General features: G+C 65.4%; 17 protein-coding genes. 10 read left to right on the top strand and 7 right to left on the bottom strand.

The window, feature by feature from the left end; translation table 11 throughout:
- Positions 1 to 46 precede the first annotated feature (46 nt).
- Genes livH through JFY56_RS14225 form a run of 4 tightly spaced genes read left to right on the top strand, consistent with a single transcriptional unit; the run spans position 47 to position 3,692 of the window.
- Positions 47 to 970: a high-affinity branched-chain amino acid ABC transporter permease LivH gene (livH, locus tag JFY56_RS14240; protein WP_208314488.1), complete on the top strand. Its 924-nt coding sequence runs from the start codon at positions 47 to 49 to the stop codon at positions 968 to 970.
- Positions 967 to 2,223, top strand: coding sequence for a high-affinity branched-chain amino acid ABC transporter permease LivM (locus JFY56_RS14235; RefSeq protein WP_208314486.1), 1,257 nt, complete (start codon positions 967 to 969; stop codon positions 2,221 to 2,223). The genes livH and JFY56_RS14235 overlap by 4 nt, the downstream gene beginning before the upstream one ends.
- Positions 2,220 to 2,987, top strand: a complete 768-nt coding sequence (gene livG, locus JFY56_RS14230) for a high-affinity branched-chain amino acid ABC transporter ATP-binding protein LivG (RefSeq protein ID WP_208314484.1) — start codon at positions 2,220 to 2,222, stop codon at positions 2,985 to 2,987. Before JFY56_RS14235 ends, livG begins: the two co-directional genes overlap by 4 nt.
- Positions 2,988 to 2,990: 3 nt before the next feature.
- Positions 2,991 to 3,692, top strand: coding sequence for an ABC transporter ATP-binding protein (locus JFY56_RS14225; protein ID WP_208314482.1), 702 nt, complete (start codon positions 2,991 to 2,993; stop codon positions 3,690 to 3,692).
- Between the two features lie 448 nt (positions 3,693 to 4,140).
- On the opposite strand, the gene JFY56_RS14220 is transcribed toward JFY56_RS14225, so the two are convergent.
- A complete protein-coding gene (locus JFY56_RS14220) occupies positions 4,141 to 4,827 on the bottom strand; it encodes a GntR family transcriptional regulator (RefSeq protein ID WP_208314481.1) in 687 nt (228 codons plus the stop codon).
- 92 nt (positions 4,828 to 4,919) lie between these two features.
- On the bottom strand, positions 4,920 to 5,657 hold the full coding sequence (locus JFY56_RS14215) for an SDR family NAD(P)-dependent oxidoreductase (RefSeq protein WP_208314479.1): 738 nt from the start codon (positions 5,655 to 5,657) through the stop codon (positions 4,920 to 4,922).
- Between the two features lie 308 nt (positions 5,658 to 5,965).
- Between JFY56_RS14215 and JFY56_RS14210 the strand changes: the two genes are divergently transcribed.
- The 3 genes from JFY56_RS14210 to JFY56_RS14200 all read left to right on the top strand — a co-directional run bounded on the left by JFY56_RS14210 (position 5,966) and on the right by JFY56_RS14200 (position 9,472).
- Positions 5,966 to 6,997, top strand: a complete 1,032-nt coding sequence (locus JFY56_RS14210; protein ID WP_208314477.1) for an ABC transporter substrate-binding protein — start codon at positions 5,966 to 5,968, stop codon at positions 6,995 to 6,997.
- An 88-nt stretch (positions 6,998 to 7,085) separates the two neighbouring features.
- Positions 7,086 to 8,153, top strand: coding sequence for a phosphotransferase (locus JFY56_RS14205; RefSeq protein ID WP_208314475.1), 1,068 nt, complete (start codon positions 7,086 to 7,088; stop codon positions 8,151 to 8,153).
- Positions 8,150 to 9,472, top strand: a complete 1,323-nt coding sequence (locus JFY56_RS14200) for an aspartate aminotransferase family protein (RefSeq protein ID WP_208314474.1) — start codon at positions 8,150 to 8,152, stop codon at positions 9,470 to 9,472. The genes JFY56_RS14205 and JFY56_RS14200 overlap by 4 nt, the downstream gene beginning before the upstream one ends.
- Before the next feature lie 188 nt (positions 9,473 to 9,660).
- On the opposite strand, the gene JFY56_RS14195 is transcribed toward JFY56_RS14200, so the two are convergent.
- On the bottom strand, positions 9,661 to 10,575 hold the full coding sequence (locus JFY56_RS14195) for a LysR family transcriptional regulator (RefSeq protein WP_208314473.1): 915 nt from the start codon (positions 10,573 to 10,575) through the stop codon (positions 9,661 to 9,663).
- A 104-nt stretch (positions 10,576 to 10,679) separates the two neighbouring features.
- Here JFY56_RS14195 and JFY56_RS14190 point away from each other — a divergent pair, with 104 nt between their 5' ends.
- Both JFY56_RS14190 and JFY56_RS14185 read left to right on the top strand, forming a co-directional pair.
- Complete coding sequence (locus JFY56_RS14190) at positions 10,680 to 11,276, top strand: short chain dehydrogenase (RefSeq protein ID WP_208314472.1); 597 nt, start codon at positions 10,680 to 10,682, stop codon at positions 11,274 to 11,276.
- 226 nt (positions 11,277 to 11,502) lie between these two features.
- Positions 11,503 to 11,868 (top strand): SpoIIAA family protein, encoded by a 366-nt coding sequence (locus JFY56_RS14185; protein WP_208314470.1) that lies wholly within the window; start codon positions 11,503 to 11,505, stop codon positions 11,866 to 11,868.
- Between the two features lie 33 nt (positions 11,869 to 11,901).
- On the opposite strand, the gene JFY56_RS14180 is transcribed toward JFY56_RS14185, so the two are convergent.
- Positions 11,902 to 12,297, bottom strand: a complete 396-nt coding sequence (locus JFY56_RS14180) for a DUF488 domain-containing protein (protein ID WP_208314468.1) — start codon at positions 12,295 to 12,297, stop codon at positions 11,902 to 11,904.
- A 75-nt stretch (positions 12,298 to 12,372) separates the two neighbouring features.
- Between JFY56_RS14180 and JFY56_RS14175 the strand changes: the two genes are divergently transcribed.
- Positions 12,373 to 13,041 carry a COG3650 family protein gene (locus JFY56_RS14175; protein WP_208314467.1) on the top strand — a complete coding sequence of 223 codons (669 nt, stop codon included), beginning with the start codon at positions 12,373 to 12,375 and terminating at the stop codon, positions 13,039 to 13,041.
- A gap of 8 nt (positions 13,042 to 13,049) precedes the next feature.
- Here the strand turns inward: JFY56_RS14175 and JFY56_RS14170 are convergent, their stop codons facing one another.
- The 3 genes from JFY56_RS14170 to JFY56_RS14160 all read right to left on the bottom strand — a co-directional run bounded on the left by JFY56_RS14170 (position 13,050) and on the right by JFY56_RS14160 (position 15,623).
- Complete coding sequence (locus JFY56_RS14170; RefSeq protein ID WP_208314465.1) at positions 13,050 to 14,153, bottom strand: PLP-dependent cysteine synthase family protein; 1,104 nt, start codon at positions 14,151 to 14,153, stop codon at positions 13,050 to 13,052.
- Positions 14,154 to 14,181: 28 nt separating this feature from the next.
- Entirely contained in the window at positions 14,182 to 15,087 is a 906-nt protein-coding gene (locus JFY56_RS14165) for a DMT family transporter (RefSeq protein ID WP_208314464.1), read from the bottom strand.
- A gap of 206 nt (positions 15,088 to 15,293) precedes the next feature.
- Entirely contained in the window at positions 15,294 to 15,623 is a 330-nt protein-coding gene (locus JFY56_RS14160; protein WP_208314749.1) for a Na+/H+ antiporter subunit G, read from the bottom strand.
- Between the last annotated feature and the right edge of the window lies 1 nt (position 15,624).

Raw genomic sequence — 15,624 nt, 5'->3', positions numbered from 1 at the left:
GTCGCGCCACAAGCGCCGCTTCACGCGACGCCCGAGGAGTTAGGTAATGCCTGATCTCTACCACTACCTGCAACAGCTGGTTAACGGGCTCACCGTTGGCAGCACCTATGCCCTGATCGCCATCGGCTACACCATGGTCTACGGCATCATCGGCATGATCAACTTCGCCCATGGCGAGGTATACATGATTGGCTCGTACGTAGCCTTCATCGTGATCACCGGCCTGGCCATGATGGGGATCGTCAGTCTGCCGATCGTCATCGTCTGCGCCTTCGCCGCGAGCATCATCGTCACCAGTGCGTACGGCTACAGCATCGAACGGATAGCCTACCGACCGCTGCGCGGAAGCAACCGGCTGATCCCGCTGATCTCGGCGATCGGCATGTCGATCTTCCTGCAGAACGAAGTGCTATTGGCCCAGGACTCCAAGGACAAGGCCATCCCCAACCCGCTGCCGGGCAACCTCATCATCGGTCCCGATGCAATGACCGGCGTGACCATCTCGTACATGCAGGTGCTGATCTTCATCGTCACCCTGCTGACCATGTACGGCCTCAGCATGTTCATCTCCCGCTCCCGCCTGGGCCGCGCCTGCCGTGCCTGCGCGGAAGACCTGAAGATGGCCAACCTGCTGGGCATCAACACCAACAACATCATCGCCCTGACCTTCGTCATCGGCGCCACCCTGGCCGCCGTGGCCGCGGTGCTGCTGGGCATGCAGTACGGCGTGATCAACCCGCATATCGGCTTCCTCGCCGGCATCAAGGCATTCACCGCAGCGGTGCTCGGCGGTATCGGCAGCATCCCCGGCGCCATGCTCGGCGGCCTGGTGCTCGGCGTCGCCGAAGCCTTCGGCGCCGACGTGTTCGGTGACCAATACAAGGACGTGGTGGCGTTCAGCCTGCTTGTCCTGGTCCTGCTGTTCCGGCCCACCGGTCTCCTCGGCCGTCCGGAGGTGGAAAAGGTATGAGCAAGCAAATCAAGACCGCCTTCTTCAGCGCCCTCCTGGTGCTGGCCGTGGCGTATCCCGTGCTGGGCCTGAAGCTCAGCGTCGTAGGCATCGGCCTGCAGGTGCATGGCGCCAAACCGATGACCCTGTGGATCATCGCCGCGTGCGCCGTGGGCATGTTCGTCTGGCAACTGGTGCGCCATCACTTCGCCTTCGGTTCCAGCGTCAAGCAGGCGCTGTCGAGGCCGCACAGCAAGCTGGCCGAACGCCTGACCCACTCCTCGGTGCAGCGCCGCATCATCTTCGTGCTGATCCTGGTCGCCCTGGCCTGGCCGTTCTTCGGTTCGCGCGGTGCGGTGGACATCGCCACGCTGATCCTGATCTACGTACTGCTCGGCCTCGGCCTGAACATCGTGGTCGGCCTGGCGGGCCTGCTCGACCTGGGTTACGTGGGCTTCTACGCCGTCGGTGCGTACAGCTATGCGCTGCTCTCGCACTACTACGGGCTGGGCTTCTGGGTGTGCCTGCCGATCGCCGGCCTGATGGCGGCGTTCTTCGGCTTCATCCTCGGCTTCCCGGTGTTGCGTCTGCGCGGCGACTACCTGGCGATCGTCACCCTCGGCTTCGGCGAGATCATCCGCATCCTGCTGCGCAACATGACCTGGCTGACCGGCGGCCCCAACGGCATCAGCAACATCGACAAGCCGACCCTGTTCGGCCTGACCTTCGAGCGTCGCGCGCCGGAAGGGATGCAGACCTTCCACGAGTTCCTCGGCATCGCCTACAACTCGAACTACAAGGTGATCTTCCTCTACCTGGTCGCCCTGCTCCTCGCCCTGCTGGCGCTGTTCGTGATCAACCGCCTGCTGCGCATGCCGATCGGCCGCGCCTGGGAAGCCCTGCGCGAGGACGAGATCGCCTGCCGCGCGCTCGGCCTGAATCCGACGATCATCAAGCTCTCCGCCTTCACCCTCGGCGCCTGCTTCGCCGGTTTCGCCGGCAGCTTCTTCGCCGCGCGCCAGGGCCTGGTGACGCCGGAGTCGTTCACCTTCATCGAGTCGGCGATCATCCTCGCCATCGTCGTGCTGGGTGGCATGGGCTCGCAGCTCGGGGTGATCCTCGCCGCCGTGGTGATGATCCTGCTGCCCGAGCTGATGCGTGAATTCAGCGAATACCGCATGTTGATGTTCGGCGCCCTCATGGTGCTGATGATGATCTGGCGTCCGCAGGGCCTGCTGCCCATGCAGCGCCCGCATCTGGAGTTGCGCAAATGAGCCAGACCATTCTCGATGTAAGCGGCCTGACCATGCGCTTCGGCGGCCTGCTGGCCGTCAACGGGGTGAACCTCAAGGTCCAGGAAAAGCAGGTGGTCTCGATGATCGGCCCGAACGGCGCCGGCAAGACCACCGTGTTCAACTGCCTGACCGGTTTCTACCAGCCCACCGGCGGCCAGATCCTCCTGCGCGGCGAAGCGGTGCATGGCCTGCCCGGGCACAAGATCGCCCACAAGGGTGTGGTGCGGACCTTCCAGAACGTCCGCCTGTTCAAGGAAATGACCGCGGTGGAGAACCTGCTGGTAGCCCAGCACCGGCACATCAACACCAACTTCTTCGCCGGCCTGCTGAAGACCCCGGCGTTCCGCCGCGCCGAGGCCGAAGCGCTGGACTACGCGGCGCACTGGCTGGAAGTGGTGAACCTCAAGGAAGTCGCCAACCGCCCGGCCGGCACCCTCGCCTACGGCCAGCAGCGCCGCCTGGAAATCGCCCGCTGCATGATGACCCGCCCGCAGATCCTCATGCTCGACGAACCGGCCGCCGGCCTCAACCCGCGCGAGACCGAGGACCTCAAGGCGCTGATCGCCATGCTGCGCGCCGAACACGGCGTCACCGTGCTGCTGATCGAGCACGACATGAAGCTGGTGATGAGCATTTCCGACCACATCTACGTGATCAACCAGGGCACTCCCCTGGCCGACGGCACCCCGGAAGAAATCCGCGGCAACCCGGACGTGATCAAAGCCTATCTGGGGGAGGCCTGAGGCATGCTGAAGTTCGAAAAGGTCTCCACCTTCTACGGCAAGATCCAGGCGCTGCACGACGTCAGCCTGGAAGTGGAAAAAGGCGAGATCGTCACCCTGATCGGCGCCAACGGCGCCGGCAAGTCGACCCTGCTGATGACCCTGTGCGGCTCGCCGCGCGCGGCCTCCGGCAGCATCAAGTACCTGGGCGAGGAACTGGTCGGCCAGGAATCTTCCGACATCATGCGCAAGAGCATCGCCGTCGTGCCGGAAGGCCGCCGCGTGTTCGCTCGCCTGACTGTGGAAGAGAACCTGGCGATGGGCGGTTTCTTCACCAGCAAGGGCGACTATCAGGCGCAGATGGACAAGGTCCTGGACCTGTTCCCGCGCCTGAAGGAGCGCTTCAGCCAGCGCGGCGGCACCATGTCCGGCGGCGAGCAGCAGATGCTCGCCATCGGCCGCGCCCTGATGAGCAAGCCCAAGTTGCTGCTGCTCGACGAGCCATCGCTGGGCCTGGCGCCGATCATCATCCAGCAGATCTTCGACATCATCGAGCAGCTGCGCCAGGAAGGCGTGACCATCTTCCTGGTCGAGCAGAACGCCAACCAGGCACTGAAGCTCGCTGACCGTGGCTATGTGCTGGAGAACGGCCGGATCGTCATGCAGGACAGCGGCGCCAACCTGCTGGTGAACCCGAAGGTGCGCGACGCCTACCTCGGCGGTTGATCCTTCGACGCTACGAAAAACGGCCCTTCGGGGCCGTTTTTCATGCGCGGAATGAATACGCACGCCGCGGGTTGCGGCATACCCTGTAGGAGCAACTGTCTTGCGACCGAGGGTGCTTTTTGTAGGGTGGACAACGCGAAGCTTGTCCACCGCCCCGTCGCACTGCGCTTGATGGTGGAAAAGGCTTCGCCGTTTTCCACCCTACGTTCTGCACGAGCGAACCGTAGGAGCAACTGTCTTGCATCCTGCGTAACTATATGGCTGGGTGTCTGGGCCAGAACCCGCGTAGGTTGGTGCTGAACGCAGTGAAGCCCAACGATGGCGATGTTGGGTTTCGCGTTGCTCAGCGCCAACCTACGGTGAGCATTGCAACTCGTAGGGGCCAGGCCCGCGACCAGCCATGGCGCGAAGACGGTTCGGGGGCCTGGCCCCCTCCTACAGCCGGCGATCAGCCGGCCAGTTGGGCGTCGCTTTCATTCTGGGCGATGAACTCCAGCATCTTCTCGCTGCCATCCAGCAGATCGATGTGGATCGCCTCGCGCGCCGCGGCGCCATCCCCCTTCTGTAGCGCGCGCAGGACTTCCCAGTGGTGCTCGACGGCCATGCGCTCGTTGAAATCGCCGTAGGCCTGGGCGATCAGCGGCCCGGTGCGCATCCACAGGCTGTCGAGGAAGGCTCGTAGCAGCGGCATCCCGGCGATGTCGGCAAGGGCGAAGTGGAAGGCCTGGTTCAGCTTGAGCGCGGAAACCAGGTCCTCGGCATGGATCGCTGCGAGATTGTCGCGGATGTTCGTTTCCAGCATCGCCAGCTGCTCGGCGCTGACCTTCGCCGCGGCAGTCTCGGCGGCGAGACCTTCGAGGGCAACGCGGATACTGCGAATTTCCAGGTACTGCTCGCTGGTCAGCAGCGGCACGCGTATGTCGCGCGGCGTGCGCAGCTCCAGCGCCTGCTCCTTGGCCAACTGCAGGATCGCATCGCGCACCGGCGTTACGCTGGTGCCCAGTTGCTGCGCCAGGTCACGGATACGCAACCTGTCGTCCGGCTTGAAACGACCGGTGATCAGCGCCTCGCGCAGCAAGGCATAGACGCTGCTGCCCAGGTAGGAATGGTTGAGGCCTTCGATCGGGTAGTTCATGCGCGTCTCGTGATGGTTCGGGCGAAGCGACTGGCGCTGTAGGACAGTTCAGGGACAAATGATCGTCGCTGGCGGACACGAATTCCAGCGGGTCAGACGTGCTGCCCGCCGTTCACATGGATTTCCGCCCCGTTCACATACGACGCGCTGCTGGTACAGAGGAAATGGATCAGCGCGGCGACCTCTTCCGGCTTGCCCAGGCGGTGCATGGGAATGTCGCGCTCGACGATCAGCTCGGTGCCCGAGGACAGGATCGCCGTGTCGATCTCCCCCGGCGCGATGGCGTTGACGCGTACACCGTGGCGGCCGAAGTCATAGGCCATTTCCCGGGTCAGCGCCGCCAGCGCAGCCTTCGAGGAGGCATAGGCCACTCCGGCGAACGGATGCACACGTGAGCCGGCGATGGAGGTGACGTTGATGATGGTCCCCTGCGCCGCCTTCAGCTCGTCGAACAGGCCGCGGGCGAGCAGTGCGGTGGAGAACAGGTTGACGTTGAACACCTTGAGCCAGGTCGCATAGTCGCTTTCCAGCACACCCATGCGCTGCCCTTCCGCGCCCTTCGGCGAAATCCCGGCGTTGTTGACCAGCGCGTCCAGGCGCCCGTCGCCAAGCTTCTCGCGGATCAGCGGCAGGCTGCTTTCGACACTCTCAATGTCCTCCAGATCGAGATGGATATGGTTCACCAGGCCATCGGCCCAGGGACATTCCGCGGCCCAGTCCTGCCGCGACGCGGTGAACACCCGCCAACCGGCGGCATTGAAATACTTCACTGTCGCGTGGCCGATACCCCGGCTGGCGCCGGTGAGCAATAACGTCTTCTGCCCCTTCATTGTCGATTCCGTCCCGTGCAGCGGCTGAGTCGTAGTGAGCGGATAATGGCTCAAATTCCTTTCAAACAAAACATGATGCATCATATTTTTATTGATGCTTTAATGAAGTCCCACCCGTGACAACAACAAGAAAACGGAGGACCACACCATGCAACGACACGCGCTTTCGCGACGGGATTCCAGGGCCTGGAGCTCGTCGCCGTAACGTACCGGGAGCGAATCGGCCCCCGTGAATGCGCCGATATCGCCCCTCTCTTGAAGCTGCCCCCTATTTCGCGGGCCGGATGGCCCCACCCAGGAGCACTCGCATGTTCAAGAAAGTCGCAGCACTGATTCTGCTGGCCGGCAGCGCCGCCCAGCTTCACGCCGCCGAAAAACTCACCGTGGTTTCGTTTGGCGGCGACAACAAGACCGCCCAGGAAAAAGCGTTCTACCAGCCCTTCGCCAAGCAGACCGGTGCGACCGTCCAGGCCGCCGAGTACAACGGCGAGATGGCCAAGATCAAGGTCATGGCCGATACCGGGCAGACCAGTTGGGACGTGGTCGAGGTCGAGTCGCCGGAGCTGATCCGCGGTTGCAGCGAGGGCCTGTTCGAGCCGCTGGACTGGTCGAAGCTCGGCAAGCGCGAGGACTTCCTCGACGCCGCCGTAACCGAATGCGGCGCCGGCATCTTCATCTGGTCCACTGTGCTCGCCTACGACTCCAGCAAGCTGGCCGCCGCACCCACCGGCTGGGCCGACTTCTGGGATGTGCAGCGCTTCCCCGGCAAGCGCGGCCTGCGCCGTGGCGCCAAGTTCACCCTGGAGTTCGCGCTGCTCGCCGACGGTGTAAAACAGGAAGACCTGTACAAGGTCCTCGGCACCAAGGAAGGCGTAGACCGCGCGTTCCGCAAGCTCGACCAAATCAAGCCGAACATCCAGTGGTGGGAGGCCGGTGCGCAGCCGCTGCAATGGCTCGCCGCCGGTGACGTAGTGATGACCTCGGCCTACAACGGACGCGTGGCCACCGCGCAGAAGGAAGGCCGTCCGTTCGTCATGCAGTGGGACGGCAGCCTGTACGACCTGGACCACTGGGCCATCGTCAAGGGCAGCAAGAACAAGGCGCTGGCCGAGCAGTTCATCGCCAAGGCCAACGACCCGCAGCACCAGAAGGTCTTCGCCGAGGCGATTCCCTACGGTCCGACCAACACGCACACAATCGATCTGATCGACCCGGCGATCCAGCCGATCCTGCCCACCGCGCCGAAGAACCTGGAGAACGCGCGGGCAATGGACACGGAGTTCTGGATCGACCACGGTGAAGAACTGGAAACGCGCTTCAACGCCTGGGCGAGCAAGTAATCCGGCGAGCCTCGTCCGGCGTCGCGCCGAACGAGGCTCATCGAAGCCTGCCGGGCCGCTTCATGCATGAACTGATGGAGTATCACCCTTGTCCCTGAACACCGTATCCGCCCACGATCACCTGCTCGAAGCCGCCCCGGCCCAGGTCAGCATCGAGCAGGCCGTCGCCATCGCCTCACGCTGCTTCGCCTTCGACGGCGCGGCGCAGAAACTGGCCGGCGAGCGCGACCTGAATTTCCAGATCACCCAGGCCGACGGCACCACCCGCCTGCTGAAACTCTCGCATCCGCTGGAAGACCCGCAGGTCGTGGACTTCCAGAACCAGGCACTGCTGCAGATACAGCGCAATGACCCGGATCTGCCGGTGCAGCGTGTCTATCCCGCACAGGACGGCAACTACCAGGTCGACGTCGAGGTGGACGGACAACACATGCTGGCGCGGCTGTTTTCCTTCGTCGACGGGCTGCCGCTGCACCGCGTCCCCCAGCGCAGCCGCGCGTTGCGGCAGAACCTGGGCGACGCGCTGGCTCGCCTGGACCTCGCCCTGGCCGACCTCGAGCACCCCGCCTCCGGCCATGAGCTGCTATGGGACATGAAACACGCCTCGCGCCTGCGCCGTCTGCTGGTCCATATCGAGCAGCCGGATCAGCGCGCCCTGGCTACGCGCTTCCTCGACAACTTCGAACGCCACGCGCTGCCGCGCCTGCCTTCGCTGCGCGCGCAGGTGATCCACAACGACCTGAACCCGCACAATGTCATCGTCGATCCGCAGCATCCGGAACTCCTGCTCAACATCCTCGATTTCGGCGACATGGTGCGCGCGCCGCTGGTCAACGACCTGGCGGTGGCGGCGGCCTACCAGATGGGCGGCCTGAGCGATCCCCTGGGCAGCGCCTGCGAGTTCATCGCGGCGTACCATCGCCGCAACCCCCTGCAGGACGCCGAGCTGGAAATCCTCGCCGACCTGATCGCCACCCGCCTGGTGATGACCGTGAGCATCACCGCATGGCGCGTCAGCCTGCATCCGGAAAACCGCGACTACATTCTGCGCAACACCCATCACGCCTGGCAGAGCCTGCAAGGGCTCGCCAGCATGCCCCGCAGCCAGGCCCGGGAGCAGATCGCCCGGGCCTGCCAGGAGGAACCCGACGCATGAGCATGATCAACGGATTCAGCGACGCCGATGCCCAACGCCTGGGCGAACAGGAACGCCAGCTCATCGAGCGCCGCGAGCGCCTGCTCGGCCCTGCCTATCGGCTGTTCTACGAGCGCCCGCTGCACACGGTGCGCGGCGAAGGCGTCTGGCTATACGACGAAACCGGACGGCGCTACCTGGACGCCTACAACAACGTCGCCTCGGTCGGTCATTGCCATCCACAGGTGGTCGAGGCCATCTGCGCCCAGGCGGGTCGCCTGAACACCCATACGCGCTATCTGCAGGAAGGCATCCTCGACTACGCCGAGCAGTTGCTGGCTACCTTCCCGGCTGAACTGGACCGCGTCATGTTCACCTGCACCGGCAGCGAGGCGAACGACCTGGCGTTGCGCATCGCCCGCCACTACACCGGGGGCGAAGGCGTGATCATCACCCGCTTCGCCTACCACGGCGTCACCGGCGACATTTCCGAACTCTCGCCCTCGCTCGGCGCCGGCATCACCCTGCCCGCCCATGCGCGCACCGTGCGCGCGCCGGATGCCTATCGACTGGGTGCCGATAATGTCGCTGCCATCCTCGCCGAGGACGTGCGCGCCGCCATCGCCGACCTGCGCGCCAACGGCATCAAGCCCGCCGCACTGCTGCTGGACGGCATATTCGCCAGCGATGGCGTACTCCCCGACCCGGCCGGCTTCCTCGCCGAGGCCGTGGCGGTGGCCCGCGCGGAGGGGCTGCTGTACATCGCCGACGAAGTGCAGAGCGGTTTCGCCCGTTGCGGGGAACGGATGTGGGGATTCGAGCGCCACGGCGTGCAGCCGGACATCGTCACTCTGGGCAAGCCCATGGGCAACGGCCAGCCGATCGCGGGAGTGGTCGCTCGGGCCGAAGTCATCGAACAGTTCGGTCGCAGCGTGCGCTACTTCAATACCTTCGGCGGTAATCCGGTGTCCTGCGCGGCCGGCAAGGCAGTGCTCGACATCATCCAGCAGGAGAGGCTGCAGCAACGCTCCGAACAGCTGGGCAGCTACCTGCGGGACGGCTTCCGCCGACTCGCCGAACGCCATGAACTGATCGGCGACGTGCGCGGCGCGGGCATGTTCCTGGGCGTCGAGCTGGTTACCGACCGCCAGAGCAAGTCACCCGCCGCCTCGCAGACCCGACGGGTAGTCAACGGCATGCGCGAGCGCGGGGTGCTGATCAGCGCGGCCGGGCCATTGGAGAACATCCTGAAGATCCGGCCGCTACTGGTATTCGAGCAGGAGCATGCCGATCTGCTGCTGGAAAGCCTGGACAGCGCGCTGGCCGACGCGCAAGTGTAAGCACCTCGTAGGATGGGTTGAGCGCAGCGATACCCATGCGGTAACGGAATCACCATCGTCGTTGAGCCACCGATCCGTAGGTTGCGGCTGAGCTTGCGAAGCCCAACGATCCCGCGCCCACCAGATGTTGGGCTTCACTGCGTTCAGCGCCAACCTACGCAGCGAAGCTCAACTCGGCCGGCGCTGGACTAGCCGCCAAGCTCCACCAGTTGCTTGCGACTGCGTTCGAACCAGCCGAGCAGGTAATCGGCGAGCAACTGCGTACGCCGTGGCAGGCCGCCCTGGTAGGGGTGGACGAGGAAAACCGGCGTGCTGCGCGTCTGGTACTCGCGTAGCAGCCATATCAACCGTCCCTCGGCCAGTTCGCTCTGGAGCATGTACGACGGCAGCCGGACGATCCCCGCGTCGGCCAGCGCGGCCTTTTTCAGCAGCGTGTAGTGGTTGCTCGCCAGCACGCCGCTCACCGGTACGCGGAACAGTTCGTGCTGCTTCTGGTAGAGCCAGACATCCGGCGCCGGGTAATGGGTGTTCTGCAGGCAGCAATGCGCGGCCAGATCCGCCGGCGCCGTGGGCGTTCCGTGCTGCGCCAGATAGGCCGGGGTGGCGCAGGTGATTTCCTGCAAGGCGAACAGCGGCCGCGCCACCAGCCGTTCGTCCTCGCCGATGCCCGAGCGGATCGCCAGATCGAAACCCTCGGCGACCAGGTCGCGGCGTTCGTTGGACAGGTCCAGCTCCAGGCGGATGGCCGGATGCTGGCGGGAAAACTCCATCAGCCAGGCGTCGAAGAAAGTCTCGCCCAGCGACACCGGCACGCTCAGCCGCACCGTGCCGCTCTCCTCCTCCTGCAGCCGCGCCACCGCCTGGCGCGCCCGCGCGGCCTGGGCGTTGAGCGCCTGCGCCTCGGGCAGCAGCGCCGCTCCCGCGGCGGTCAGCGACAGGCGCCGGGTGGTGCGGTGCAGCAGGGTCACGCCCAGTTCCTGCTCCAGCGAGGAAATGCGCTTGGACAACTGCCCCTTGCTGCAGCCCAGGCGCTCGGCGGCGCGGGTGAAGCTGCCGCTGTCCAGCAGTACGGCGAAGGCGGAGAGGTCTTCCAGATCGCCCATGATTGTTTCCCTATGAAAACGACAGGTTGGCAATTGGAAGGATTATCACAACTCACGACCTTCCTACACTGGTTCCACCTCTCCCGCAGACACCCGGAGCTTCCATGAAAATCATCCTGATCGGCGCCAGCGGCACCCTCGGCAAGGCAGTGGCCAACGAACTGGGCCAGCGCCACGACATCGTCCGCGTCGGCCGCAACAGCGGCGACCTGCATGCGGACATCACCGACAGCGCCTCGATTCGCGCACTGTTCGAGAAGGTCGGCAGCTTCGATGCGCTGGTCAGCGCGGCCGGCGGTGTGCATTTCGGCGCGCTGGCGGAGATGGGCGAGAAGGAATTCGCCGTCGGCCTGCGGGACAAGCTGATGGGCCAGGTCAACCTGGTGCTGATCGGCCGCGAGTTCGCCAACGATGGCGCGTCCTTCACCCTGACCACCGGCATCCTCAGCGAAGACCCGATCCGCTACGGCGCCTCGGCAAGCATGGTCAACGCCGGCCTCGAAGGCTTCGTCCGCAGCGCCGCGCTGGAGCTGCCACGCGGCATGCGGATCAACGCGGTCAGCCCGAACGTGCTGGTCGAGTCGCCGGACTACGCACCGTATTTCCGCGGCTTCAAGCCGGTGCCGGCGGCCGATGCCGCACTCGGATACGCACGCAGCGTCGAAGGCGCGCAGACCGGGCAGGTCTACCGAATCTGGTAAAAAAACGTTGGCGCTGCCCGTAGGTTGGCGCTGAGCTTGCGAAGCCCAACGGTGCGGCCGGCAGATGTTGGGCTTCGCTGCGCTCAGCGCCAACCTACGTGGACTCCGGCGTGTTTCCCGGTCGCGGCGAGGGTTCTATAGTTAGTTGTTGACGCACAGCGGATGTGCAGCGTCCGTCGCAGGAGGCGGCATATGCCGGGAATCACTCCCCGTTGGAGGAGGCGTTATGTTCCAGGTAATGCGTAATGGCGAGAATCGCATAGACGTGAACTTCGCAGGAAAACTCGACAGCAGCGAAATGCGAGTCGCGCTCGATGAACTGGGCAAGCAGTCCGAAGGCATCGAACATGGCCGGATGCTCTATCGGATCGGTGACTTCCAGCTTCCCACGCTGGGCGCAATGGGCGTCGAACTGTCGCGCATCCCGCAGCTGTACCGGTTCGTCCGGCGCTTCGACCGCATGGCGGTGGTCGCCGACAAGCAGTGGGTGAGGAAGCTCAGCGAGGTCGAAGGTGCGCTGATTCCCGGCCTGCAGATCAAGTCGTTCGAGCGGGACCACGAGGCCGAAGCCGAAGCCTGGCTGGAACACTAGGCCCGGGGCGGGTTCCGGCCGATCGGCGCCCGCCTACTCCAGCTCCCCCGCATAGCACGTCGGCGAACTACCGGGGTGCAGGCGCTCCAGTTCGTCCTCGAGAAACTCGGCAAGCACCTGGGCGTTGTTGTGTTTCTCATCCTTCGCGCCGTAGAGCAGCGTGAGATTGCCCTTGCGCGCCACGTCCAGCAGCCCCCACCAGTGTTCGGGATGCGCTGCCAGCTCCTTGCGATAGGCCTCGCGGAACTCGCCGAAGAGACCGGCCTCGTGGTGGAAGCGCTGGCGCAGTTCGTTGGACGGCGCGACATCCTTCAGCCACTCCGCCGCCAGGTCCTCCTTGCGGACTCCCCGTGGCCACAGCCGGTCGACCAGCACGCGGCGACCGTCGTCCGCCTCCATCGGCGCGTAAACCCGTTTGCATCTGATCATTCCACTCTCCCGTGCCGGCACTTGTGATAGGCCGGCCCGCTCGGTAACTTTGGCTCCCTTTCAGGGAGATCGTCCATGCGTCCAAGCCGTTTCGTCCTCTACAGCCTCCTGCCGCTGTTCGCCGCCTGCCAGGTGTGGACGCCCAAGTCCGCCGACCTGCAGAGCGCCACCCGCCAGCAGGGCGAGATCACCCGCCAGGGCAACACGCTGCTGTTCACTCCCTGCAACGAACAGCGCCGGTTCAGTATCGAGGATAGCGGCAATACCGGCATCGCCCGCGAAGCGGCCAACCTGTTCCGCGACGGCGGCAAGGTCCTCTTCGCCGATATGCGCGGCACCTTCAGCGGCAGCAGCGCCAGCGGCACCGATGGCAAGCTGGGAGTCGACAAGCTGTTTCGCCTGCAGCGCGAGGGCTTCGGCTGCGACGATCCGAACTTCAAGCGCCTGATCGTCCGCGCCGGCGGCAACGAGCCGGGCTGGAGCGTGATGGTCAACAGCCAGGGCCTGCTGGTGCAGCGCCCGGGCCAACCGCAACTGGCGCTGCCCTACGTGGTCGAGAGTCTGCCCGACGGCAGCAGCAGCTACTCCAGCGAAGCCGACGGTGAGAAGCTGGAACTCTGGGTCGCCCCGGCGCATTGCGTGAACGACATGAGCGGCACCCTCAGCAATCTCTCCGCCACGCTGCACCTGCAAGGCCAGGTCATGCGCGGCTGTGCCTATCCGGGTGCGGCCAGCGGCGACTGAGCCGCAACTCAGGCGCCCTGCAGGCCCGCCAGTTCGATGCCGGGCAGCTCGGCGCCCTCTTCCGCACACTGGCGCACCGCTTCGATCAGCGGCTCCAGCTCGAACCCCTGCTGCACCAGCCAGAAACGGTCGTAGTAGGTCTCGGCATAGCGCTCGCCGCCGTCGCAGAGGATCGCGACCACCGAGCCGGATTCGCCGTTGGCCACCATCTGCCGGCCGGCGACCAGCGCGCCGATCAGGTTGGTGCCGCTGGAGCCGCCGACACGCCTGCCGAGTCTTCTCGCGAGGTAGTGCATGGCCGCCAGCGACAGGGCGTCCGGCACCTTGGCCATGGCGTCGATCACCGACGGCAGGAAGGAAGCCTCCACCCGCGGCCGGCCGATGCCCTCGATGCGCGAGCCGCAGCTCAGGGTCAGGCTGCGGTCGCCGGTCCGGTAGGCATCGAAGAACACCGAACGCTCGGCGTCGGCGCACAGCACGCGGGTTTCATGGCGGCGATAACGGGCGAAGCGGCCGAGCGTGGCCAGGGTGCCGCCGGTGCCGGGGCTGGATACCAGCCAGGACGGCTCGGGGAAGCGCTCGTGGCGCATCTGCTGGAAGATCGATTCGGCGATGTTGTTGTTCGCCCGCCAGTCGGTGGCGCGCTCGGCGAAGGTGAACTGGTCCATGAAGTGGCCGCCGCTCTCGCGGGCCAGGCGCTCGGACTCGGCGTAGATCTGCGTCGGATCGTCGACCAGGTGGCTCTGGCCGCCATAGAAGGCGATCTGCGCGATCTTCTCCTTGGAAGTGCTGGCCGGCATCACCGCAATGAACGGCAGCCCGAGCAGACGGGCGAAGTACGCCTCGGAGATCGCCGTCGAACCGCTGGAAGCCTCGATCACCGGCGCCCCCGGTTTCAGCCAGCCGTTGCACAGCGCATAGAGGAACAGCGACCGCGCCAGGCGATGCTTGAGGCTGCCGGTCGGGTGGCTGGACTCGTCCTTGAAGTACAGGTCGACGCCCGGCATTCCGGGTAGGTCGAGGGGAATCAGGTGGGTGTCGGCGCTGCGCTGGAAATCCGCGTCGATGATGCGGATCGCCTCGCGAGTCCAGACGCGTTCGTCGTTAAGCATGGCGATACCTCGCAGGGAATGGATTCGATCAGTCCAGCACGCCGGCCGGCGGCGTGGTCGGTGCGGTGCGCCACTGGCTGAGCGCCACGCCGGCGAACACCACGCCGGCGGCCAGGGCCTGCTGGCCGCTGAACAGCTCGCCGAGGAACGCCGCGGCGAAGATCAGGGTGAACACCGGGATCAGGTTGGTGAAGCCCGACGCCTGGCTGGCCGGCAGCCGGCTGACGCCGAAGTTGTACAGGCCATAGGCGCCGACGGTGACCACGCTGCCGAGATAGATCAGCGCGAACAGCCCTTGCCCGCTGGGCACAGGCGGCGTGCCGGCGGTGATCGCCGCCAGCGGCAGGAAGAAGATCGAGCCGATGAAGGCTTGCATGGCGGTCAGGATGAAGGCCGAGTAGCGCGTGGAAAGGTGCTTGAGCAACAGGGTATAGCCCGTCGCGCAGACCATCGCGAGGAACTCCAGGAAGTTGCCGAGCAGCGGCTGCGGCGCATGGATGTCGGCCTCGCTGGCGAAGGTCAGCCACAGGGCGCCGATGACCGCCAGCAGGAAGCCCAGCCAGGTGTTGCGGCCGATCCGTTCCTTGAGCAGGAAGAACGCCCCCACCGCCACCAGCAACGGCAGCAGCGCGGTGATCATGCCCGCCTGGGACGCGCTGGTGTACTGCAGCGCCAGCGACTCGCAGATGAAGTACAGGCACGGCTCGCACACCGCCAGGCCGAGCAGGTATTTCCAGTCGCCGGGGAGATATTCGATGCGCCCGCGCCAGCGCCAGGCGGCGAGGAAGATCAGGCTGCCGATGGCCATGCGGGCGAAGATCACCCACATGGGCGGGAACTCCTGAAAGGCGAGTTTCAGGGCGACGAAGGAACTGCCCCACAGCGCCATGGCCAGCACCAGGCACGCGAGGGCGAACGGCCGGGAATGCTGCACGGAACGCTCCAGAAGACGGGAATCAACGCAGTATAGGTGCCCGCCCGAACCGGCCGACAGACACAGCGACCAGCAAAAACTGTTGCGCCCGCTTCTACACCGACTGAAACGCGGACCTGGTCTTGTAGGAGCGAGCTCTGCTCGCGAACACCGGCAACACAAAAGCTTCGCGAGCAGAGCTCGCTCCTACAGAAAAGCGCCCGCCGTCACTCCCACGGTTCGCCGCTGGTTTCGTTCTTCAGCGGCAGCTTCTGCTGCATCCCCGCCTTGGCCAGCAGGTGCGCGCTCACCGGCGCGGTGATGAAGAGGAACACGGTGATCAGCACTTCATGCAGGCTGATGCTGTCGCCACGGCTGCTGAAGTACACCAGCGAAGCGATCAGCACCCCGCCGACGCCCAGGGTGGCCGCCTTGGTCGGCGCGTGCAGGCGGGTGTAGAAGTCCGGCAGTCGGTACAGGCCGATGGCGCCCAGCAGGGTGAACAGGCTGCCGGCCAGCAGCAGCAGGCTGACCAGCGCCTCGATCCAGAACTGCACG

This window comes from Pseudomonas schmalbachii, from assembly GCF_017589465.1.
GTDB lineage: Bacteria > Pseudomonadota > Gammaproteobacteria > Pseudomonadales > Pseudomonadaceae > Pseudomonas > Pseudomonas schmalbachii.
The sequence above is the reverse complement of the archived record's forward strand: the minus strand, read 5'-3'. Positions and strand labels throughout refer to the sequence as shown.

Excerpts from the sequence above, each read along its gene's own strand:
- livH (WP_208314488.1), top strand. The coding sequence starts at position 47 with ATGCCTGATCTCTACCACTACCTGCAACAGCTGGTTAACGGGCTCACC.
- JFY56_RS14180 (WP_208314468.1), bottom strand. The coding sequence starts at position 12,297 with ATGATCAGATGCAAACGGGTTTACGCGCCGATGGAGGCGGACGACGGT.
- JFY56_RS14235 (WP_208314486.1), top strand. The coding sequence starts at position 967 with ATGAGCAAGCAAATCAAGACCGCCTTCTTCAGCGCCCTCCTGGTGCTG.
- JFY56_RS14220 (WP_208314481.1), bottom strand. The coding sequence starts at position 4,827 with ATGAACTACCCGATCGAAGGCCTCAACCATTCCTACCTGGGCAGCAGC.
- JFY56_RS14190 (WP_208314472.1), top strand. The coding sequence starts at position 10,680 with ATGAAAATCATCCTGATCGGCGCCAGCGGCACCCTCGGCAAGGCAGTG.
- JFY56_RS14175 (WP_208314467.1), top strand. The coding sequence starts at position 12,373 with ATGCGTCCAAGCCGTTTCGTCCTCTACAGCCTCCTGCCGCTGTTCGCC.
- livG (WP_208314484.1), top strand. The coding sequence starts at position 2,220 with ATGAGCCAGACCATTCTCGATGTAAGCGGCCTGACCATGCGCTTCGGC.
- JFY56_RS14200 (WP_208314474.1), top strand. The coding sequence starts at position 8,150 with ATGAGCATGATCAACGGATTCAGCGACGCCGATGCCCAACGCCTGGGC.
- JFY56_RS14210 (WP_208314477.1), top strand. The coding sequence starts at position 5,966 with ATGTTCAAGAAAGTCGCAGCACTGATTCTGCTGGCCGGCAGCGCCGCC.
- JFY56_RS14195 (WP_208314473.1), bottom strand. The coding sequence starts at position 10,575 with ATGGGCGATCTGGAAGACCTCTCCGCCTTCGCCGTACTGCTGGACAGC.
- JFY56_RS14170 (WP_208314465.1), bottom strand. The coding sequence starts at position 14,153 with ATGCTTAACGACGAACGCGTCTGGACTCGCGAGGCGATCCGCATCATC.
- JFY56_RS14225 (WP_208314482.1), top strand. The coding sequence starts at position 2,991 with ATGCTGAAGTTCGAAAAGGTCTCCACCTTCTACGGCAAGATCCAGGCG.
- JFY56_RS14185 (WP_208314470.1), top strand. The coding sequence starts at position 11,503 with ATGTTCCAGGTAATGCGTAATGGCGAGAATCGCATAGACGTGAACTTC.
- JFY56_RS14215 (WP_208314479.1), bottom strand. The coding sequence starts at position 5,657 with ATGAAGGGGCAGAAGACGTTATTGCTCACCGGCGCCAGCCGGGGTATC.